Here is a 22,893-nt window from a genome sequence, read left to right as displayed (position 1 = left end):
CAAACGCCGCTCCTTAAGGTACGAACCCCCGGAAAACGGATATAGACATCACATGCTGGATATCAACGCTCGCATCGCCGAAGAACTCAACGTACGTCCCCAACAGGTTACCGCCGCAGTATCCCTGCTGGATGAAGGCTCCACGGTGCCTTTTATTGCCCGCTACCGGAAAGAAGTCACGGGTGCTCTGGACGACACCCAATTACGTACCCTGGAGGAGCGCCTGCGCTACCTGCGTGAGCTGGAAGAGCGCCGCGCAGCCATCCTCAAGAGTATTGATGAACAAGGCAAACTCACCGCGGAATTGGCGCAACAAATCAATGGCGCTGACACCAAAAACCGCCTCGAAGATCTCTACCTGCCCTACAAACCCAAACGGCGCACCAAGGGGCAGATCGCTATCGAAGCGGGGCTCGAACCCCTCGCCGACGCCCTGATTAACAACCCGTCCTTAGACCCCGCCGCAGAAGCACAGCAATACCTCAACACCGATCACGAAGACGCCTCCTTACAGGTAAAAGACATCAAGGCCGCCCTCGACGGAGCCAAATTTATCCTGATGGAACGCTTCGCAGAAGATGCCGAGCTGCTGGGTAAACTGCGGGATTACCTCAAGCGCGATGGCCAGGTGAAATCTAAGCTGCTCGACGGCAAAGAGGAAGAGGGAGCCAAATTCCGCGACTATTTCGAATACGCCGAGGACTGGTCCAAGGTGCCATCCCACCGCGCCCTGGCGATTTTCCGCGGCCGCAACGAGGGCATCCTCGCCATCAGTGTTGGATTGCCCGAAGAGGAGGGCACTCCAGCCACCGCCGGCCACCCCTGCGAAACCATGATCGCCAGGCATTTTGATATTACCGACGAAGGCCGCCCGGCGGACAAATGGCTCGGCGAGGTGGTGCGCTGGACTTGGCGCATCAAGCTGCTTACCGCGTTGGAAACTGACCTGTTGGGTGAGCTGCGCGAAAAAGCGGAAGAGGAAGCCATCAAGGTCTTCTCCCGCAATCTCAAAGATCTGCTGTTAGCCGCACCTGCCGGACACAAAGCCACTATCGGCCTGGACCCGGGCCTGCGTACCGGTGTGAAAGTTGCGGTGGTGGATGCCACCGGCAAGATACTGGACCACACCGCCATCTTCCCCAATCCGCCACAAAACCGTCATCAGGAATCTGCCGCGGTTATTGCCGCCCTGTGCAATAAATACAATGTCGGCTTGATCGCCATCGGCAACGGCACAGCCAGTCGCGAGACCGATAAATTTGTTGGTGAAACCATCAAACAATATAAGCTCAGCGCACAGAAAGTGGTGGTGAATGAGGCCGGAGCCTCTGTGTACTCCGCCTCCGAATTCGCCGCGCGGGAATTTCCCGATCTGGATGTCACCATCCGCGGAGCCATCTCTATCGCCCGTCGCCTGCAAGACCCGCTGGCTGAGCTGGTGAAGATCGAACCCAAATCCATTGGTGTTGGCCAGTACCAGCATGACGTTTCACAGACTCAGCTGGCACGCTCTCTCGACGCCGTGGTGGAAGACTGTGTAAATGGTGTTGGTGCCGAATTGAATTCCGCCTCGGCGCCGCTGTTGGCCAAAGTTTCCGGTCTGACCGCCTCCATCGCCAGCAATATCGTCAGCTACCGCGATCAGCACGGCGCCTTTAAAAACCGCAAACAACTGATGGAAGTACCGCGCCTGGGGCCCAAAGCCTTTGAGCAGGCCGCCGGCTTCCTGCGTATTAATAACGGCGAAAACCCGCTGGATAAATCCGGCGTACACCCCGAATCCTATATCGTGGTGAAACGCATCGCCGAGAAAAACGGCCGCGAGATCAACAGCCTGATCGGCGACTCCGCCTTCCTGCGCCGCCTCAATCCGGCGGATTACACCGATGAGAAATTCGGTGTACCCACCGTTACCGATATCATCGCCGAACTGGAAAAACCCGGCCGCGACCCGCGCCCGGAATTCCGCACTGCGCGCTTCGAAGAGGGCGTTGAGGAAATCAAAGACCTGCGCCCCGCCATGGTGTTGGAAGGCACGGTTACCAACGTCACCAACTTCGGTGCGTTTGTAGATATCGGCGTGCACCAGGACGGACTGGTCCATATCTCCGCGCTTTCAGAAAAGTTCGTCAAAGACCCCCACGAAGTGGTTAAAGCCGGCGATATCGTCAAAGTCAAAGTGATGGAAGTGGATGTCGCGCGCAAGCGCATCGGCCTTTCCATGCGCCTCTCCGACGAACCCGGCGAACAGGGCAGCGGTGGTATCAACAAAGGCGACCAGCGCGAAAACCGCCAGGCCCAACGCTATAACAAGCAACAGGGCAATCGGCAGCAAAAGGGCGGCCAAGGAAATAGCCGTGGCAGCATGGGCGATCTGTTAATGGCGGCGATGAAGAATAAAAAATAATACTGTGAGTCAATAAAAAAGGGCGATCACTAGATCGTCCTTTTTGATGTTAATTCACTTTAGAAGCTTCAGCATATTTTCAATCTATTCGAGTAGAAAGACACATAGGTCAAGTCTAATTCCAAATATGGATCAATCCACCTTTTCAATGCCTAGTACGAAACCAAACTCCTCCGATGATAGTATCCGATTCAATTGACTAAGAAACGCCTATCGATGAACTTTTCTTAAGTGTTAAGAACTTTAAAAATACTCAAATCATTTAGGTCTTTTATCTTAGAAACCATGCAAAAATTTATTGAGATTACCTATGGAGTGGGTAAATGACCCTTCATCGAATAATCTTCTAAGAGTTAGATACCCCGTTAACGAATTTAAACTCACATCAATAATAGTAAAAAAAGTGACTATTCAGATAGAGAATCACAGTATATATCCCTGTTCATATACCTCTTGAAGACCTCTATCGGTACAAACCCTTAAGATACTACTTACGAGTAATGCTGGTTGATTTTCATGGCCTACCTAAGATTGCCTCTAACACTTGATATTTCGCTTGGAAAGATGGCGAAATTAAGACTAATGCTTGATTTTGATTGTTTTTTGATCTAATCAAGCCTGCACTTCATAGCAGATAATTCATATTGACATCTAAAGGCAAAACTATATCTTTTGAAAATTTGAGGGAACTCGAATGTAATTCGTCTAAACATTGGGCGGATGAAAATAAAAACTATGCTCAAGGCCAAAAATACTTCGAGCCAATATGAACAGCTATCGCTCCTTCTGTAGGATCTAAAAGGAAAAGCAATGAATAGTAATTTTAAAAAGACTTTACTCGCAATCGCAGTAGGTATGCCGGCTATTATAGCCAATGCCCAAGATGGCCAATCTGACGAGGGGCAGGAAGCAGGGAAGATTGAAGAGGTTATTGTAACTGGCTCTCGTATTCCAAGAGCTGGCTTTGACACTATGCAACCAGCGTCTACTATTGGGCAGGAACTTTTTGAGACAAATGGTTATACCAATGTGTCAGATGCCTTGAATAGCTTGCCCATGATGGCGGCATCTGGTACTAGTTTGGCAGAATCAGATGCGAATAATGTTGGCCAAAGCTTCGCAGATTTTTATGGCCTGGGATCTCAAAGGACTCTTACTCTTGTTAATGGCCGAAGAGTTGTATCTGCGAATGCCCCAACAGCATTTGGCGCAACTGGTGGATTACAAGTCGACTTGAACTCTCTTCCAACCGCATTAATTGATCGCGTTGAAGTGATTTCTGTTGGTGGCGCTCCAATTTATGGATCCGACGCTATAGCAGGAACAATTAATGTCATTCTTAAGGATGATTTTGAGGGAGTGGAAACCGAATTTTCCAGTGGTTTTGCTGATCGCGAAAATGATGCAGGCGATCATATGGCATCCATTACTTTCGGTCAAAATCTGTTTGACGGTCGTGGAAATATCGTGGCTAGCTACGAATATAATAAGACCGATGCGGTGTTAATGAATGATCGTAAATTTACAGGCGATTATTATTACTTTTTTGAGAACCCTGAGAGCGAAGGCCCTGAAGACGGCATTCCAGATAGAATTTTTGATAAGGGACGTGCCATACCGATAATCACTAAAGAAGGTATTCCTACTCCTGCTGCAGGATTCCCACTTTTTGCTGTAGATAGCAATATTATAAAGGATTCTAATGGCAATCCTCTTGGATTTAACAAAGATGGACAGCTAGCACCACTTAACCTAGGTACTCCTTCAGGCAGTATTGTCAATTTTATAGGTGGCGATGGCCTCTTACTACAAGATTATGATTCTATTAGGGCGCCCATAGAAAGACACCTATTTAATACATTGGGTCACTTTGATATTACAGACAATATTAAAGCTTTCGCAGAAATTAATTACTTTACTTCTGAGTCAAGCGATCCAAACGCCCAACCTTTCTATCAATCTGCACAGTTTGGTGGCGATTCTTCGGCACTCCCTATTTCTATCGATAATCCTTATTTAAGCGCTGCAGACCGCGAAACTCTAATCAATAACGGTATTGTTGAAGATGGAGTTTTCTATTTGCATAAAGGAATGAACGACCTTGCTCAAAGTGGATATACCGGTGGCGAAAATGAGATGTTTCGTTATGTAATTGGCTTAGAGGGTGACTTCTCCTTTGCCGGGAGAGACTGGAATTGGGATATCAGTTACAATAAAGGAAAAACTGACTCAGTTACTGAGAGGACTCAGTTAGTTCAGGCAAATTATGAAAAGGCTTTAGATGTAACCACAGATGAAAGTGGCAATATCGTATGTGTTTCTTCAGATTCTGACTGCGTCCCCCTTAATGTACTAGGTGTCGTCACCGATCAGGCTGCTATTGATTACGTCACCACAATAGGGCGCACTTACGGAGAGCTTGAGCAGGAAATTATAAGTGCCAACATAGGTGGCGAAATTATCGACCTGCCTGCGGGGCCTCTTTCCATGGCTTTCGGATATGAAATTCGCGATGAGTACTCTGAATTTCGCCCGGATGATTTCATGCGCCAGGGCCTTGGTCGCTCCGCTGCCCTATCTCCCCTCTCTGGAGGATTCGATACTAAAGAGTTCTATACAGAATTCTTAGTACCAGTGATCCCATCAGATCTAATCGCAGGCCTCTCTGGTATGGAACTAGAAGGAGCCTGGAGAACTGTAGATCACTCTCAGGCAGGAAGTGATAATACTTGGTCCATTGGCTCCAGAATTATGCTTGACCTCCCTGTATTAGGATCACTGACCTTGCGAGGAAATATCACGGAATCAATTAGGGCTCCTTCCGTAATTGAAGCCCTCCTTCCTATATCTGAAACTTTCCGTGACGCAGACGATCCATGTGATGAGCGCTATGTGGGCCGAGGAGAAAACCCAGCCCAACGTCTTGCCAACTGTAGAGCGGAGGCCACTGCAGCAGGATTTGATTATGATTCAAATAGCTGGCAATCAGAAATTGTGAACGGAACAAAGACCGGCAAAACCGGTGGCAATCCAGATTTGCTAAATGAAAGAGCTGAGGCTTCTTCTTTCGGATTTGTATGGGCACCGGAATTTGCAGAAGGTCTTGAGCTGACTGTAGATTGGATCAATATTGATATTGAGAATGCTATTGAAGACCTCTCATTAACAATATTAATGGAGGCCTGTTACGACGGCGAACAAGGTAATCCAGCTTGTGAAGCTTTTGTACGCGATGATAACTTCCAAGTTGTTGACTTCACCACAGGCTTCAAAAATGCGGGATTCTATAATTTCCGAGGTGTTCAGTCTGATCTTTCATATAAATTTGATTTGAACACCTGGAATGTACCCGGTAATTTTGACCTTGGGCTAATGGCTTATCACATTAAGGAACAACAATACTCTGTTACGGGGACAGATCTCAAGGTGGATGCTGGCGAAATCGGCTTTTCAGATTGGCAGGGTCAAATTAACTTGACCTACACTCTGGATAGCCTGACTGCAAACTGGCAAACACAGTATATTGGAAAGGCTAATGTTAATAACGATGATACAGCAGAATCTCGTGATATCAGGGTTGTACCTGAGTACTGGCTAAATAATGCATATTTAGGTTATCAAATTAACGATAATCTACAGGCTAGTTTGTCTGTGCGAAATGTCTTTAATGAGAAGCCACCAAAAGCTGTAAATTCCTTTGAGGCAATTGGTGTTTACGATGTACTAGGACGCTACATAACTGCTGGAGTCAACTATAAATTCTAAGTAGTTAAGAAAAAGGTTGAGCTCTTATGAGCTCAACCTTTGACATCTCATTTTAGATTTATCTAAAGGTCATCTAACAAATCATTGGTCTTGACAAATTACATTAAGCAAAGGTAGCCCCTATTAAAATGGTATAGATTTATTATCTAACACCCAATCATCGATAGCTCCTATCTAAGAAAATTCCACCCACACTTTTATTGTCAAAGATTCCCTCTATCCTATATTATTATTTTTTCTATTATTAAAATGAAAATTGGACGGATCATCTCTAAACCTGATCTAACCATTTCTTTCCTTGGTGATTTTTACTACGTTACGCTAATTATATTATTTTTTAAAAGTACCCATAAATTGGGTATGCCACACATAAAAACAGAGACTAAGTTTTCCCCAAGGGTCCACCTAATAAACCCACCCAACAGAACAGCGGTGGTATCAACAAAGGCGACCAGCGTGAAAACCGCCAGGCCCAGCGCTATAACAAGCAGCAGGGCAATCGGCAACAGAAGGGCGGCCAAGGGAATAGCCGTGGCAGCATGGGCGATCTGTTAATGGCGGCAATGAAGAATAAAAAATAATACGGCGGACCAACAAAAAGGGCGATCTGGTGATCGCCCTTTTTTATTTAATGAAAAATCAAAGCCGGTTGTAAAACTAGCATTAACGATTATTCAGCTGAGAATGCCTCTGGTAATTCACTGGTAACACTCAGGCGCTCTTGCGTCTCCGGATGCACAAATTCCAAAGCACTCGCATGCAATAATAATCTCGGGGCCGCAGCTAAGGCTTCTGAATGTGCATAGAATGGATCACCCAATATCGGGTGTCCCATCGCCTGCATATGCACCCGCAGCTGATGGGAACGGCCTGTAACCGGCAAGAGGCGCAGTAAGCTGCTGTCTGCTGTACTAGATATTTTTTCCCAACGCGTGAGAGAGGGCTTACCCACCTCATGATCCACTTTTTGTTTTGGCCTGTTTGGCCAGTCACAAATCAGAGGCAGGTTCACCTCACCTGAGTCTGCAGTGGGTACCCCCCACACTCTAGCAAGATAGGTTTTATCGACCTTGCGATTTTGGAAGAGTGTGCTGAGTTTGCGGTGAACTTCAGGACTCCGCGCCATTACCAACAGGCCCGAAGTATCCATATCCAGGCGGTGCACTATCAGTGCTTCCGGGTAGTTTTTTTGTACCCTGCTTGCCAGACTATCTTTATGGGCCGGATCTCTACCTGGCACACTGAGGAGACCGCTGGGTTTATTTAAAATTAGAAGGGAGGAATCCTGATAAATGACCGATAAAAAAGGCTCGGTTGGTGGGCAATATTTACGCATTATTTAACTCTTACAACCTGCTAAATACTAATGCCCACACCCGGTGGCACTATAAAATATCAAGGAGGACTAGCGAGCCTCAAGGCCCAAGCCCTTTAAAATACTCTCTGAGGCACCAATCTGATTCATCGTATAAAAATGCAATCCCGGTGCGCCCCCCTCCAATAAGGTTTCACACAGGTCGGTAACTACTTCGAGACCCAGCTTACGGATATCATCCGGGTCGCGATAACTTTCCATACGTTTTTTCAGCCAGCGCGGAATCTCTGCACCGCAGTTACGCGAAAAACGCACTAAATTATCGAAGTTAATAATTGGCATAATCCCCGGATAGATCGGTGCATCGATACCGGCTTTCTCACACTGATCTATGAAATAAAAATATGAATCCGGGTTATAGAAGTATTGAGTCAGGGCGCTATTCGCTCCCGCCTCAAACTTTCCTTTTAAATAGCGTATATCATCATCATAACTGTTGGACTCCGGATGAATTTCCGGATAGGCGGCAACTTCCAGGTGGAAATGATCGCCAGTATGGCGCCGAATAAAAGCCACCAACTCATTCGCGTAGACCAGTTGCGCCACCGCACCCATTCCAGAGGGCATATCCCCACGCAGGGCCACAATACGATTTACACCGGCCTCTTTATATATATCTAATAATCCGAGAATGATCTCTTCATTGTCTCCACCAAATGACAGGTGCGGCGCGATGGAAATACCATCTTTGCGCATATTGGTAACAATATTGGCGGTAGTTTCACGCGTGGTACCACCGGCACCATAGGTGACTGAAAAGAATTCGGGATTAAACGCCTGTAAAGCCTCGCGGGTTTTATACAGCTTGACGCGGCCTTCGGGGGTTTTGGGTGGGAAAAATTCGAAACTGATGCGAATGGGATTTTTCATTATATTTTCCAGGCCCTCCGAAATTCAGATGCCGGCACAGCCGGCATCTTTTATGAGGGTATTAATATTTATAGCTTTCGGGCTTATATGGACCGTCGACAGAAACACCAATGTATTTGGCCTGCTCCTCGGTCATACGGGTAATTACTCCATCAAAACCTTCCACCATATAGCGCGCGACTTCCTCGTCGAGGTGCTTGGGCAGTACCTTGACGTAGAGTGCAGACACTTTTTGATCGGAGGCCAGGTCGGCAAACTTCTCTTCAAACAGGTGAATTTGCGCGAGAACCTGGTTGGCAAATGACCCATCCATAATACGGCTGGGGTGACCAGTGGCGTTGCCCAGGTTTACCAAACGGCCTTCGGACAACAACAGCAGGTGATCATTGGTTTCGCTATTGCGCACTATTTTATGCACCTGGGGCTTCACTTCTTGCCATTCCCAGTTCTCACGCATAAAGGCGGTATCGATTTCATTATCGAAGTGGCCAATATTGGAAACTACAGCGCCGCTCTTCAGTGCCGCCAGCATATGCTTATCACAGACATTGGCATTGCCGGTGGTGGTGACAATCAGGTCAGTATTGGCCAGCAGCTCTTTATTAATGCCTTCGGCGGTGCCGGTGTTAATACCATTAATGTAGGGAGAAACCAGCTCGAAACCATCCATACAGGCCTGCATGGCACAGATGGGATCCACTTCAGAAACCTTTACGATCATACCTTCCTGGCGCAGCGAAGCGGCGGAGCCTTTACCCACATCACCGTAACCGATAACCAGCGCTTTCTTACCCGCCAGCAGGTGATCAGTGGCGCGCTTGATTGCATCGTTCAGGCTGTGACGACAACCGTATTTGTTGTCATTTTTGCTCTTGGTTACGGCGTCGTTGACGTTGATCGCCGGAACTCTAAGGGTGCCTTCACGCAACATGTCCTGCAGGCGATGTACGCCGGTGGTGGTTTCTTCACTAATACCGTGGCAATTGTTCAGGACGGCGGGGTATTTACGGTGCAGCAGTTCGGTGAGGTCACCACCGTCGTCGAGAATCATATTCGGCTGCCAGCCGGCAACATCGGCACCCACGGTACGCTCTAAACACCACTCGTACTCTTCCTCCGTTTCACCCTTCCAGGCAAACACAGGAATTCCGCGTGCGGCGATAGCGGCGGCAGCGTGGTCCTGAGTGGAGAAAATATTACAGGAAGACCAACGTACTTCAGCACCCAGGGCAACCAGGGTTTCAATCAGTACTGCGGTCTGAATGGTCATATGGATACAGCCCATAATACGCGCACCGGCGAGAGGCTGCTCCGCGCGGTATTTCTCCCGCAGGGTCATCAGCGCCGGCATTTCACCTTCGGCAATTTCGATTTCACGACGGCCCCACTCGGCCAGTGAAATATCCGCGATCTTAAAATCTTTAAATTCAGTGCTCATTTGATTCATTCTTTTGAGTTCCAGTAATGTTCTTTTCACTCACTGAGGCGCCGCAGCGCCTCCTGATAGTGACTCACGATATGGAGCCGCGTTTATCCAGTAGATTACAGACCCGCCTGCGCACGCAGCGCATCGACTTTGTCAGTCTTCTCCCAGGGGAAGGCGGTGAAAGTTTCACTGCGCGCTTGGCCGTTGCCATCCACCCAGTTATAGGTGTGGGTAAAGGGATCGCGACCAAAGTGGCCGTAGGCTGCAGTCAGCTGATACATGGGGTGCAGCAGATCGAGGGATTTTGAAATGGCATAGGGGCGCAGATCGAAATTCTCGCGCACCAGCTCCACCAGTTTCTCTTCGGGAACCACGCCAGTGCCAAAGGTATTGATGGCAACCGAGGTAGGCTCGGCAACGCCGATGGCATAGGACACCTGAATTTCACAGCGCTTGGCCAGGCCTGCGGCGACAATATTCTTGGCCACATAGCGACCGGCATAGGCCGCAGAGCGGTCCACTTTGGACGGGTCCTTACCGGAGAAGGCACCGCCGCCATGGCGCGCGGAACCGCCGTAGGTATCCACAATAATTTTGCGCCCGGTCAGGCCACAGTCACCGACGGGGCCGCCAATCACAAAATTACCGGTGGGGTTAATATGGAATTTGGTGTCCTTGTGTAGCCACTCTGTCGGCAGGGTGTGGTGTACGATCAACTCCATCACCGCATCGCGCAGGTCGGCTTGGCTCACATCGGGATTGTGCTGGGTGGAGAGCACCACCGCATCGATAGCGCAGGGACGGCCCTGGTCGTCGTAGCGGAAAGTAAGCTGGCTCTTGGCATCCGGGCGCAACCAGGGCAGCAGGCCGGACTTACGCGCCTCGGCCTGACGCTCCACCAAACGGTGGGAATAATAGATAGGCGCCGGCATAAAAGTCGGTGTTTCATTGGTGGCGTAGCCAAACATCAGGCCCTGGTCGCCAGCACCCTGGTCTTCCGGCTTGGCGCGATCGACACCCTGGGCAATATCCAGGGATTGCTTGCCGATAACGTTGATCACACCACAGGTTTCCCCGTCGTAACCCACATCGGAGGAGGTGTAGCCGATATCGGTAATCACCTTGCGCACCAATTCCTCCAAGTCAACCCAGGCGGAGGTGGAGATTTCCCCGGCAATAACCGCGATACCGGTCTTTACCAGAGTTTCACAGGCAACGCGCGCCTGCTTGTCACGAGCCAACAGAGCATCCAATACCGCGTCGGAAATCTGGTCGGCGATTTTATCCGGGTGCCCTTCAGACACGGATTCCGAGGTAAACAGTTTGTATTCACTCATGTGAGAGTCTCCATGTGTTCCGCCGCGGGCGGTTAGCAAAATTCTGGGCCTGACAATCGACTGCAGTTGTCAGGGTTTTACAAATTCTCTGATCTGAATCTGAAAGCCATTGCGCAGCGCACTGTAGACACTGCGGCCGTCCCTTAAACCGGCAGTTTGTGCCCACTGGCTCAGCTGTTCGGGGGCAAATCCCAGCCATAGATCCCCGCAAGCTTCCCGCGCCCAGTCCTGACCGTGCTCCTGCAGCTCTGCCACCAGTAACTGGCCACCACTTTTCAGCGCGCCTTGTAAGTCCTGGAAAATCTGTGCGGGATCGGGGGTGTGGTGCAATACCATATTCACCACAATGCTGTCCGCACTGGCTGGGCGTGCCGCTGCAGCACGGGTGTCACCACAGACAAATTCGATATTGGCCAGGCCCTGCTCATCGGCGAATGCCTGGGCGCGCTCCAACATAGCCGAGGACAGATCCAGCGCAGTGACTGTGGCAAAACGCAGGGATAACTCCTGTAGGAACTCCCCCTCGCCGGGCCCCACCTCCAGGGCATGGCGGCCAGAGTTGAGCAGCTGTGCCACCTGCGGGCCATACACGCTGTAACTGGCGATCAACTCCTGCTGCTCGCGAAAGCGATTGCCGTAGTCCGCAAAGAAGCGACGCGAGGCTTCGGCGCGCTCCTCCGAGATACGCGCCACCGATTGAGCCCGCGCGTCTGATAGCGGCAACTGGTCCAGGTTGGCGAATAGCTGAGCGAGCAGCGGTGTGCTGCCTGTGCGCCGGTAAAAGAGGTTGTTACCCTCGCGGCGCTTGCTCACCAACCCCGCTTGGCCAAGCACCTTGAGGTGGTGACTCAGGGCCGGTTGGCGCAGATCAAAAATTCGGCAGAGTTCCAGCACGCTGTAGGAGTCCTGGCTAAGCAGGCGCAGAATCTCCAGGCGCAGGGGATCCCCCGCAGCTTTTAGGGTCGCCGCCAGTTGGGGAATTTCCGCGCCGGTGCCGGATTGAGAAATGGGCTGGATTTCAGACATGCGGACGAGTCTATCAGGCACACCACTCTATATCAAAGAACTTTGATATAGCTTCATAAAATTATTTTGATGTAGGTGCTTATGGCCACCATCTGCACATAAACCTGGGCAATTGTTGCTTCACTTAATAGCAATTTCCCTCCGCAAGCCTTTGCGTGAGACACACCTTTACGGGAAAATACGCCCCCATTTTGTCGCTGCGGGAAGCGCCTGTAGAGCACCCCGCGGCCATCCGAAAATCAGAGAGTTCTTCCTATGTCTTCTACTCCCTCTCGCACAGACAAGGCCAATGCTATTCGCGCCCTGTCTATGGACGCCGTCCAGAAAGCCAACAGCGGCCACCCCGGTGCGCCTATGGGTATGGCGGATATCGCCGAAGTGCTGTGGAATGACTACCTGAAGCACAATCCAGCCAACCCCGAGTGGGCCGACCGCGACCGCTTTGTGCTCTCCAACGGCCACGGCTCCATGCTGCTGTACTCGCTGCTGCACCTGTCCGGTTACGACCTGCCGATCGAAGAGCTGAAAAATTTCCGCCAGATGCATTCCAAAACCCCGGGCCACCCGGAGTACGGTTATGCGCCGGGCGTAGAAACCACTACCGGCCCTCTCGGCCAGGGTATTACCAATGCCGTTGGTATGGCATTGGCTGAAAAAGTATTGGCGGCACAGTTCAACCGTCCGGGTTACGAGCTGGTCGACCACCACACCTATGTATTTATGGGTGACGGCTGTTTGATGGAAGGTGTTTCCCACGAGGCCTGCTCCCTGGCCGGCACCCTGGGCCTGGGCAAACTGATCGCCTTCTATGACGACAACGGCATTTCCATCGACGGAGAAGTGGAAGGCTGGTTTACCGACGACACGCCCAAGCGCTTTGAATCCTATGGCTGGCACGTAATCCCCAATGTGGATGGCCACGACGCCACCGCCATTAAAGCCGCCATCGAAGAGGCCCGCGCCAACAGCGATAAGCCAACCATTATTTGTTGTAAAACCGTGATCGGCTTCGGCTCCCCCAACAAGCAGGGCCGCGAGGAATGCCATGGCGCACCTCTGGGTGACGATGAAATCTCCCTGGTACGCGAAACCCTCGGCTGGGCCCACGCCCCCTTCGAAATCCCCGCGGAGATCTATGCCGACTGGGACGCCAAACCCAAAGGTGAAGCCCAGGAAGACGAGTGGAAAGACATTTTCGCCGACTACCGGGAAGAGTTCCCCGAGCTGGCCGCCGAATTTGAGCGCCGTATGAGTGGCGAACTGCCCGCAGACTTCCTCGCAAAAGCTGATGACTACATCCAACAGTGCCAGGATGATGCGCAGAAAATCGCCTCGCGCAAGGCGAGCCAGAATGCACTGAACGCCTACGGTCCGCTGCTGCCTGAATTCCTCGGTGGTTCCGCCGATCTGGCCGGCTCCAACCTCACCATCTGGTCCGGCTCCAAGGGCGTCAGCGCCGAAGACGCCTCTGGTAACTACGTCTACTACGGCGTGCGTGAATTCGGCATGAGCGCCATGATGAACGGCATCGCCCTACACGGCGGTTTCGTCCCCTACGGCGCCACTTTTCTGATGTTTATGGAATACGCCCGCAACGCCGTGCGCATGGCCGCACTGATGAAGCAGCGCGTAATTTTTGTCTACACCCATGACTCCATCGGCCTCGGTGAAGACGGACCAACCCACCAGCCGGTTGAGCAGCTGAGCGCTTTACGTTCTACCCCCAATCTGCACACCTGGCGCCCTTGCGATGCCACCGAATCCGCAGTGAGCTGGAAAATGGCTATCGCACGTAAAAATGGCCCCAGCACCCTGGTGTTCAGCCGTCAGGGCCTGGCGCCGCAACCGCGCAATGCCGCACAGCTGGCCCAAGTAGAGAAGGGCGGTTATGTACTGTCCGACTGTGACGGTACCCCGGAAGCGATCATTATCGCCACCGGCTCCGAGGTGGAACTGGCCATGGCCGCCCAAGAGAAGCTCGTGGGCAAGAAGGTGCGTGTGGTTTCCATGCCCTGCGCCGAAGCCTTTATGGAGCAGGACGAGTCCTACCGAGAATCGGTACTGCCCTCCGCCGTGCGCGCACGCGTGGCCGTAGAGGCCAGTCACCAGGATTACTGGTATAAGTTCGTCGGCTTTGACGGCGCCATTATTGGTATGAGCAGCTTCGGTGAGTCCGCCCCCGGCGGCGAGCTGATGCGCCACTTCGGTTTCACCGTGGAAAATGTGGTGGAAACCGTCGAGAAAGTGCTGAACTAAGTTCAGCACTTTAGCCGGGCGCCCCTTGCACACAATATCGCGAGGGGCGTCTCGGCTACGCCTTCAATTCCTACCCGGCATGAACCGCTATGACCACCCGACTCGCCATTAATGGCTATGGCCGTATCGGCCGCTCCGTTCTGCGTGCTCTGTATGAATCCGGCGCCCGCGATACCCTACAGATTGTCGCCATCAACGAGCTGGCAGACTGCGCTACCATCGGCCACCTCACCAAGTACGATTCGGTGCATGGGCGCTTCGCCGGTGATGTCTCAGTGGAAAATGACACGTTAACGGTTAATGGCGATTCCATAGCAGTCACACATTTCGAGCGGTTGGAAGACCTAAATTGGCACGAAGAGAATGTCGATATCGTGCTTGAATGCACCGGTAGTTTTAAAGAGCGGCGCTGTGCCGAACTGCACCTGGCCGCAGGGGCAAAGAAAGTTTTATTCTCCCAGCCCGCCAGCCGCGATGTGGATGCCACCATTGTTTATGGAGTTAACGATCACACCCTGAACGGCAGTGAAACTATTATTTCTGCCGCCTCCTGCACCACCAATTGCAGCGTGCCGGTAATCGCAGCGCTCGACAAAGCGTTCGGCATAGAAGCGGGCGTGCTCACCACCATCCACTCCGCCATGAACGATCAACCGGTAAGCGATGCCTATCACCACACCGATTTAAGAAAAACACGCTCCGCCGTTACTTCAATTATTCCCGTTGACACCGCACTCGCCCGCGGCATCGAGCGCATACTGCCGCATTTATTTGGAAAGTTCGAAGCCCAGGCCATGCGCGTACCCACGGTCAATGTCTCCGCTATTGATCTATCTGTGCAATTACAAAGAGACGTAAGCCAAAGTGAAATCAACGCTTTACTAAAATCCACAGCCGCGACAGAGTTCAAAGGTGTACTTGGCTTCACCGAAGAACCCCTCGCCTCCTGCGACTTTAATCACGACCCACGCTCGGGAATTATTGATGCCAGCCAGACACGGATTGCCGGCGGCAGATTAGTGAAGATATTGATTTGGTTTGATAATGAATGGGGGTTTGCTAATCGGATGCTGGATCTAGTTAAACGGCTCTCTTACTTGGAGCGCAACAGCGCCACCTAACCAGAAGATGATTTTTTTATGGTAACAGGAAGAACTTTTTCACTTATAAAATGAAACACTCAGAAAGCTTCAATAACTTCCTAAAAATAGCGACGCTTGACGCACCGCTATTAAATATTTAAAACTCTCCTTAACCCGCCTCATAAATCTTTATCTTCATTTTTAAAATTATTTTCCAGGTAAAGAGACAGGTCTTTCAAATACTTTTTTCAACCGAGCATTATAAGAAACTGCATTTCCTAATTGATGACCTTCAAGTCCCACATAGTCCAAATTAGAATCATCAAACATTTTTATGTGTTGACGAAAATAGTATCCATTAGGTTCAGAAACCTGGTACAGCTCCCACTCTCTTTCCTGATAAAGCTTGCAATTCTCACTATCGGAGGGTTCCCAAGAACTTGGCACACAGTACCCTCCTTCGGTTGATCGATATCTCCTAATAAATAAATTACCACCCTTGCCTATTTCCCAAAGTGCAGGCCACTCGGCGAACTCGCCATCATCAAGCTTACCATTTTTATTTGAATCAGCTGTGCTTACTATTGACATTTCACCATCTACAAATAATTCAAAATAATAACTATTTAAATCATCAAACAAATCCGCAGGATGAGCGTATATTCCAGGAATATTTTTTTCAGACCAACTTAAATCTTTCTGCAGTAAAATCGTAGATCTGCGAGAAGTTATTATCCCTCCTGCAGATTCCTCATACACAAAAGTATCAGCTACCTCACCATCATCTAATTTTAGCAATGAATATGTTAACTGAGTACTATCAGGCAAACTTACAATCAGATGATTAGAATCATCAAGTTTCCAATCTCCGACAACATCTACCTCTAGAACTTCACCATTACCAGAAATAGATGGAATTTTAATATTTGCGACTCCCCCGTCATCAAAATTCCCAGTAAAGCTCATATTCAATGAACTAACGCTAAATTGTTGATGATTTCCAATAGGATTTATTATTTCACCGATACGTTCAGGGATAGGCGTACTATAATAACGTCCCAACTCTAATATATCACGTGGATTCAATAACCCAGATGGACGAATAGCTGTGGTTGAAACATATTTAGTTTTTATGCCATCAGGCAGTTCACCTGAAGGGTAATGTAGTGTATCAACCACCTCAAACACTAATACACCTTGATATTCTGAATCCAGCACCCAGAATAATCGAGTAAATTTTCTACTTAGCTCTCCTTGGACATAATTTCCATCAATGGTTGCCCCAGGGTAGTCGATAATAATAGCTCGACCCTCGAGATTAATTCCCTCAGGAGTTTGCAACCAATCCAATTCAATCGAATCTTTGAGATAATAAAAATCACCGGTTCCATCCTTATTTAATTTAATTCTGGCTCCGAGAGAAGGGAGATAATAGTCATCAACGATATCATTTAAGCTATTTGTGGAGTAGCTTAGAAGGCCCGGTGTCTGGGCCAAATCTTTTTGTACGTCACTAAATAGGCTCCCTAATTGCTTGTACATCAAGCTTACATACTTAGAGGAGATTTCGAAATCCTTTGCAAACTGATAAGTGTCTTGCACTTCTGATGGAAAAGATATACCTTTTTTAGAATAATCAATGAAAATTTTAATCGCTGTTGCGACAGCAAATGCCCTGTTTCCATCGAGTAATCTTAAAGCATTTTGAAAATCAGCTTGAGAATCAATATCAGCACCATACTCCTCTTCCATTATCGCTGAAATTGCTGTTGAAAAACTACTGATATTCACTGATTGCAACTCAGATTGCTCAAGAACCCGATCTGTTCCAGAGTATTTTACCAGTGAGCTTAAAGACCCCAGCACACTAGAAAACTTGATTTTGCTATTATCTGGAGATGTAGCAATAGCTCTAACAATATCCTCAGATTGAGTTTCAGCTACTTCTATATTTACTGAGTAGTTACCTTCATTATCAGAAACCGTCGAAACCTGGGTGCCTCCAATAGAGAACTCTATTTTTGCATTAGATATAGGTCCATCTACCGTCTTCCCTTCAATTGTAAGGCCAATAGTATTTTCGGTTGTGCCTCCGCTGCCTCCGCTGCCTCCGCTGCCTCCGCTGCCTCCGCTGCCTCCGCTGCCTCCGCTGCAGGCCACAAGTAAGCTGAGAGAACAGGCCCCTATTAATCTAAAAAATCTATCCCGGTACATTTTATTCCAACTCTCCTTTACAAAAATTTACACGGAAAATTTTCCGACAACTATAAGATTTTTAAATAGGTAGAGCTATAAATTTCTACTATTGAAATTAAAAATAGAAGGGAAATTCATATTTTATATTACAAGGATGGCATGCTCGGAAATTTCAAGTGGTTAGACAGTGCTAGTTTAAACCTTACCCGCTTTACAAGTTAGGTATCTTCACACTCCTATTTATGATGCACCCATAAATTATTTATTTGTCAAGGTCAACAACTCTAGGGTCGATAACATTTAATTACAACTATTACCTAAAACCTGGAAATCTAACTTTAAAATTTTCCTAAATTAAATACCCATACACCTATCTGCATCAAAAGGAATACTCAGTTTCTTGTCGGAGTGTGTACGGCGATACGTTACTCCAAGTTGATACAACCACTTTTCCCTTTCCGCTTTATCTAACCCCCCCAACCTCTGCGCCGCATTATAAAAAGCCTCCCAGCTACCACTATCCAAATAAAGCTGCTTAAAGGCTGGCACTTGGGATTCATATTCAGCAGCCAGGGCCAGGGTGGCATTGTTGGTTTTTTCTATATAGTTTTGATAGCGCGCAGGATTGGGCCAGTTTGCGGATAGCTTTCTATAGCATTGACGTAATCGGGATAAAACCCGGGCTTTTTGTTCGCGCTTTAAATTATCTGGCTGTGAAGATTGATAGACTGTTTGTAATTGGCTGCGTGCGGCTGCCATCAATTGACGCACAGACGAGGTTTCTGCGCGTGCCTGAGCTGCGGAACTGACCAGGCCCTGACTACTTAGCCAGCCGGGTAGGGCAATTTCCGAGACGGCGGTGGCAAAGCTCTCGTTGAACTGGGTATCACCGGAGATATAAACCCTTCTATGGGCCAGCTCATGAAATAAAAGACCGGCTAGGCGCTCCTGAGGCCAATTAACAAAACTGGATAATATTGGGTCGTTAAACCAACCGAGGGTGCTGTAAGCGGGTACCGCGGCCAGATATACATCATAGCCCTGTCCACGCAGTTGATTCGCTTTTGCCTCTGCCGCAGACTTGCGAAAATAACCACGGTAGCTGGCGCAGCCGGCGATAGGATAACACCAGCGCTTAGGCTCAAGGGAAAACTCCGGCGCTGCCAGGACATTCCAAATCGGGTAGGTGTCATCTAACTGTACATAAGCGCTATAGGCACCACCTACCGGCAGTTGCAAAACTTCAGCTGCATAGGCACGAATCTGCAATACCAGTTGTAGCTGCTGTTGTAATTGCTCACTGGTACCCGGCTCATTAATGACTTTTTCTATCGGCTGACGCCCAGACAAAATACGCCACTGGCCGGAAGCTGCTTGGGCGTAATACCCGACGGTTTCACAGCCCGTCAAATACAGTGGGATGATAAGCAGCCATAAGCGCAAATTAAGCCATTTTTTTGGCAGGCCCTTGATAGGCAATCTGCTATACACTTCCTTTCCTATTGTCATTTTATTGTGACCTGGCCAGGGCCTTTTCTTTCCCTTCAATAGCCTCTAAGGGTTATAGCATGATGCCAGTTAGCGCGGTTCTGACAGTATTTGCCCTGGCTTTTGCCGCCATTGCCTGGCTGCGATTAGTGAAAGTGTGCTTTGACGACAGCACTATAGCCGGATTCCTCGCTCTGTTTATTCCTCCCTTGGTACTCATGCTGCTTCTCCCTCGCTGGCGCCAGGAGCAGGAGTTATACCTACTATGGGGCGCAGCGCTTGCCTGCCTGCTTTTAAGCTTTGTGCTACGCTGATGAAAAAATTCCCTATGCTCTTAAGCGCATATTGGAGCCTAGCTAACTCCATCAAGTAAAATACCGAACAGTCACAGTACTACACCTTCCCCTCTAGGAAAAATAGCCCCCTAAGAACAGCAGCACTTGGTATCAGCTTTATACGCCCAGCCAGAGACCATCGATCCTCCTCATCTCCAGTAACTCAAGCCCAGTTGATTTAGGTCAAGAGGTTTGTAGGACAACTCCATACACTGCATAACTGAAGCATTGGCGTACTGGAGAGAAAGATGGATGCCTTAATTGATCTATTTACCAGCTTTTCCGGCTTGCTCAGTCTGGCCGTAATCGGGTTTATATTCCTGATGGCATACTATTTTTATCGACTGGTTAGCAACAATGTGGAAAAAGCAGTAGCGGAGCAGGAAAAGAAAGAGCGCGCTGCAGCCACCCGTGTCAATAAAGCGGCGGCTGCATCTCGCTAATACCTGGGGTCTCAGGGTAGTACCATTGCCGCAAGTTTTTTGCGGCGCAGGCGGTTATTTTAAGAAACAGGAGTTTCTGATTTTAATCGCTACTTTCCTCAGCTGACCGTTTGGTTTTTGTTGCGATGGGGGCTTGCCAGTAGTGGCACAAAAACCAATATCGTTCGGCTTTTTATTGCATGGAACGCAGACTGTCTATCCACAACCAGCTCTGTTTGAGAGCACGGCGTTGGATTTTGGTTTGGGCAGGTAAAACAACAGGGCGACTGCCCCGGCTGCGAAAGCAGTCGGGGCATTTTATTATTGCACAAGCAAAATGTTGATTTGAAAAACTACTTCGAGCCGTTTAAGTAGTAGCGGAAATGTAATTTTTAGAAATCTGCAAATTAAGACTGTTCGGCTTGCTCTTTAGACCGGCGCGAAGTAATCCAGCGACCAAATAAAATACCTACCTCAAACAGCAACCACATGGGTACGGCCAGTAGAGACTGGGAGATAACATCCGGTGGAGTGAGCAGCATACCGATCAGGAAGCAGCCCACAATCACATAGGGACGTTTACTCCCCAAAGTTTTGGCATCCACTGCGCCACTCCAAATCAGTAACACCGTAGCGATGGGTATCTCGAAAGCGAAACCGAAAGCAAAAAACAACTTCAATACCAAATCCAGATAGCTGCGCATATCTGGCATAACTTTGATATCTGCGTGGGCCGAGCCAACAAAGAAATCAAATAAAATAGGAAACACTACGAAATAGGCAAAGGCCACACCGGCGTAAAATAAAAATACACTGGTGACCAAAATAGGGATCGCTACGCGCTTTTCATTTTTATACAGACCGGGAGCAATAAAAGCCCAGGCCTGATAGAGCACGAAGGGAATGGCGATGAAAAACGATACAATAAATGTGGTCTTAAATGGCGTAAGGAAAGTGGAGGTTACCTCTGTGGCAATCATCCCCGCATCGCCGACCAAGCGCTCTTGCAGTGGATTGGCAATAAAGTTGTAGATATCCGAGGCAAAGGGCACGAGGCAAGCAAAGAGAACCACCACAACCAGTAAAGTGCGCAGGAGCCGATCCCGCAGCTCGATCAGGTGATCGATAAAGGGCTGATGGCTGTCTTGTGATTGATCGCTCATGGTTGTTTGTCTTTTTCCTGTTGCGATTCTTTTTCTGTATCTTTGGGTATATTTTCCGGGTGATCTGGATTCAGTTCCGGATCGCCGTAATCGTGCCAGTGCTCTGGGTATTCGGGATCTTGCAGCTCCTCAACCGTCTCATCCTGCTCCGGCAAATAATCCTCTTTTTCCGCGCGTGGGTGCTCGGGTTCCGGTAGGGTTTTAGCCGGAGTTTTTTCCTCTGTTTCAGTCGATTCGCCGGGTTGAGGTTTATCCTCTTGCTCTTGCTCTTGCTCTTGCTCTTGCTGTAGAGATTCACTCACCTCGCGGTTGGCCTCATTGAAGGTGCGCTCCATCTCCCGGCGGCTTTCTTCTATCTCCCGCAGGATGCGCTCATTGTGCAGCTCTCGGCGGATATCATCCGCACCCACCTCCCGCTCTAGCTCCTCGCGCGCACCCTGCAAGGTGCGCTTCAGGCCAGACCACCAGCGCGCTGTCGTGCGGATGGCATCGGGCAGCCGCTCCGGGCCCACCACAAGCAGTGCCACTACCGCGACCAGTAGCAGTTCAAAAAAGCCAATATCAAACACGGGGCATTACTCGCGTTAACAGTGCCGAATTATTTGTCCTGGGACTGCTTGTCTTTTTCCTTGGAGGCGCTGCCCTGTTTTGGCTTCTCTTCCTCATCGTGTTGAAGACGCTCAGGGTCTTTATCTTTATCTTTGTCCTCATCCTTATCGTCATCCTTCACCGCTTTGCGAAAGCCTTTCAGTGCACCGCCCAGGTCACCACCGAGGTTTTTCAAGCGCTTGGTTCCGAACAGCAGCAGGACAATGACCAAGATAATCAACAGCTGCCAGATGCTAATTCCACCGAATCCCATAATCGTCTCCATGTCATTTATTACGGCAGCCACTTTGCATTGCCATTGGCCGCCATGGGTAAAACCACAACTTATCAGAGGACTGTTACGCCAGTCCTTCCAACTGAATTCTTATCTCTCGTTACTGCGGGATGCCTTTTCTTCGAGGCCAGAGAGGCCAAAACGCCGGCCCAGTTCACGCACTACATCTTGGGAGTCCGCTCCCAAGTGCGAAAGCATCACTAATGAGTGAAACCAGAGATCCGCCGTTTCGGCGATCATATCCCGGTTGTCGCCACTGGTCTGCGCATCCTTAGCGGCGAGAATTGTTTCGGTGGCTTCTTCGCCCACCTTTTCTAGTATTTTGTTGAGCCCCTTCCTATGCAGGCTGGCCACATAGGATTTATCGGCATCATCTGCGCACTTGCGGCTCTCTAGTACCGCGTCGAGTTGTTGCAGCAGATCACTCATTTCCGGGCTCACTTGTAGATGGTTTTGGGGTCTTGCAATACCGGTTGGCTAACCCGCCATTCGCCGTCCTGCAAGAGGTTGTAAAAACAGCTGCTGCGGCCCGTATGGCAGGCAATTCCACCCTCTTGCTCAACCATTAACAATACGGTGTCACCGTCGCAGTCGAGGCGTATCTCACGCACTTTTTGCAGGAAGCCGGACGACTCCCCTTTGCGCCACAGGCCTTTGCGCGAACGCGACCAGTAGACCGCATAGCCCTCACTAGCGGTCAGTGCCAGGGACTCACGATTCATCCACGCCATCATCAGCACGCGACCGCTTTTAAAATCCTGGGCAATGGCGGGCACCAGGCCGTCACCGTTCCAACTGACCTGATCGATAAAGCCGCTTGTCGGCAAAGCTTGAGTCAATGTTTCTTCCATCAGAATTCCAA

General features: G+C 49.5%; 18 protein-coding genes. 6 read left to right on the top strand and 12 right to left on the bottom strand.

The genetic code is table 11. From position 1 onward, the window contains the following. Positions 1-52 precede the first annotated feature (52 nt). Positions 53-2,407 carry a Tex family protein gene (locus tag ACXAFI_RS18600; RefSeq protein ID WP_475109973.1) on the top strand — a complete coding sequence of 785 codons (2,355 nt, stop codon included), beginning with the start codon at positions 53-55 and terminating at the stop codon, positions 2,405-2,407. Positions 2,408-3,217: 810 nt separating this feature from the next. Continuing rightward, complete coding sequence (locus ACXAFI_RS18595) at positions 3,218-6,172, top strand: TonB-dependent receptor domain-containing protein (RefSeq protein WP_475109972.1); 2,955 nt, start codon at positions 3,218-3,220, stop codon at positions 6,170-6,172. Positions 6,173-6,842: 670 nt separating this feature from the next. Here the strand turns inward: ACXAFI_RS18595 and ACXAFI_RS18590 are convergent. The 5 genes from ACXAFI_RS18590 to ACXAFI_RS18570 form a co-directional block, all read right to left on the bottom strand. Then, positions 6,843-7,508, bottom strand: a complete 666-nt coding sequence (locus ACXAFI_RS18590) for an RluA family pseudouridine synthase (RefSeq protein ID WP_444923886.1) — start codon at positions 7,506-7,508, stop codon at positions 6,843-6,845. 69 nt (positions 7,509-7,577) lie between these two features. Then, the gene (gene metF, locus ACXAFI_RS18585) at positions 7,578-8,417 is read right to left on the bottom strand and encodes a methylenetetrahydrofolate reductase [NAD(P)H] (protein ID WP_475109971.1); all 840 of its coding nucleotides are present in this window, start codon (positions 8,415-8,417) and stop codon (positions 7,578-7,580) included. Positions 8,418-8,478: 61 nt separating this feature from the next. Continuing rightward, positions 8,479-9,864, bottom strand: a complete 1,386-nt coding sequence (gene ahcY / locus ACXAFI_RS18580; protein ID WP_252083815.1) for an adenosylhomocysteinase — start codon at positions 9,862-9,864, stop codon at positions 8,479-8,481. Positions 9,865-9,959: 95 nt separating this feature from the next. After that, on the bottom strand, positions 9,960-11,180 hold the full coding sequence (gene metK / locus ACXAFI_RS18575; protein ID WP_445356468.1) for a methionine adenosyltransferase: 1,221 nt from the start codon (positions 11,178-11,180) through the stop codon (positions 9,960-9,962). Positions 11,181-11,249: 69 nt separating this feature from the next. Further along, positions 11,250-12,206 carry a metalloregulator ArsR/SmtB family transcription factor gene (locus ACXAFI_RS18570; protein ID WP_475109970.1) on the bottom strand — a complete coding sequence of 319 codons (957 nt, stop codon included), beginning with the start codon at positions 12,204-12,206 and terminating at the stop codon, positions 11,250-11,252. Positions 12,207-12,461: 255 nt separating this feature from the next. Between ACXAFI_RS18570 and tkt the strand changes: the two genes are divergently transcribed. Next, complete coding sequence (tkt, locus tag ACXAFI_RS18565) at positions 12,462-14,462, top strand: transketolase (protein WP_475109969.1); 2,001 nt, start codon at positions 12,462-12,464, stop codon at positions 14,460-14,462. An 89-nt stretch (positions 14,463-14,551) separates the two neighbouring features. Beyond that, positions 14,552-15,583 (top strand): type I glyceraldehyde-3-phosphate dehydrogenase, encoded by a 1,032-nt coding sequence (gene gap, locus ACXAFI_RS18560; protein WP_475109968.1) that lies wholly within the window; start codon positions 14,552-14,554, stop codon positions 15,581-15,583. Positions 15,584-15,751: 168 nt separating this feature from the next. Here the strand turns inward: gap and ACXAFI_RS18555 are convergent, their stop codons facing one another. Together ACXAFI_RS18555 and ACXAFI_RS18550 are read right to left on the bottom strand one after the other, a co-directional pair. Beyond that, entirely contained in the window at positions 15,752-17,758 is a 2,007-nt protein-coding gene (locus ACXAFI_RS18555; protein WP_475109967.1) for a hypothetical protein, read from the bottom strand. Between the two features lie 336 nt (positions 17,759-18,094). Beyond that, positions 18,095-19,231: an aminopeptidase gene (locus ACXAFI_RS18550; protein ID WP_475109966.1), complete on the bottom strand. Its 1,137-nt coding sequence runs from the start codon at positions 19,229-19,231 to the stop codon at positions 18,095-18,097. Between the two features lie 77 nt (positions 19,232-19,308). On the opposite strand from ACXAFI_RS18550, the gene ACXAFI_RS18545 reads away from it, so the two are divergent. After that, complete coding sequence (locus ACXAFI_RS18545; RefSeq protein WP_475109965.1) at positions 19,309-19,542, top strand: hypothetical protein; 234 nt, start codon at positions 19,309-19,311, stop codon at positions 19,540-19,542. A 269-nt stretch (positions 19,543-19,811) separates the two neighbouring features. After that, entirely contained in the window at positions 19,812-20,006 is a 195-nt protein-coding gene (locus ACXAFI_RS18540) for a DUF3149 domain-containing protein (protein ID WP_444889062.1), read from the top strand. Positions 20,007-20,392: 386 nt separating this feature from the next. Here ACXAFI_RS18540 and tatC read toward each other — a convergent pair whose 3' ends face one another. The 5 genes from tatC to hisI form a co-directional block, all read right to left on the bottom strand. Then, on the bottom strand, positions 20,393-21,148 hold the full coding sequence (gene tatC, locus ACXAFI_RS18535; RefSeq protein ID WP_444920468.1) for a twin-arginine translocase subunit TatC: 756 nt from the start codon (positions 21,146-21,148) through the stop codon (positions 20,393-20,395). Beyond that, positions 21,145-21,717 carry a Sec-independent protein translocase protein TatB gene (gene tatB, locus ACXAFI_RS18530; RefSeq protein ID WP_475109964.1) on the bottom strand — a complete coding sequence of 191 codons (573 nt, stop codon included), beginning with the start codon at positions 21,715-21,717 and terminating at the stop codon, positions 21,145-21,147. The genes tatC and tatB overlap by 4 nt, the downstream gene beginning before the upstream one ends. Positions 21,718-21,746: 29 nt before the next feature. After that, entirely contained in the window at positions 21,747-22,010 is a 264-nt protein-coding gene (gene tatA / locus ACXAFI_RS18525; RefSeq protein WP_475110018.1) for a twin-arginine translocase TatA/TatE family subunit, read from the bottom strand. 111 nt (positions 22,011-22,121) lie between these two features. Continuing rightward, positions 22,122-22,460, bottom strand: coding sequence for a phosphoribosyl-ATP diphosphatase (locus tag ACXAFI_RS18520; RefSeq protein WP_475109963.1), 339 nt, complete (start codon positions 22,458-22,460; stop codon positions 22,122-22,124). A gap of 8 nt (positions 22,461-22,468) precedes the next feature. Then, positions 22,469-22,882, bottom strand: coding sequence for a phosphoribosyl-AMP cyclohydrolase (hisI, locus tag ACXAFI_RS18515; RefSeq protein WP_475109962.1), 414 nt, complete (start codon positions 22,880-22,882; stop codon positions 22,469-22,471). Between the last annotated feature and the right edge of the window lie 11 nt (positions 22,883-22,893).

The organism is Microbulbifer sp. ABH2_005, from assembly GCF_056160005.1.
This window is presented reverse-complemented; position numbering and strand designations above follow the sequence as displayed.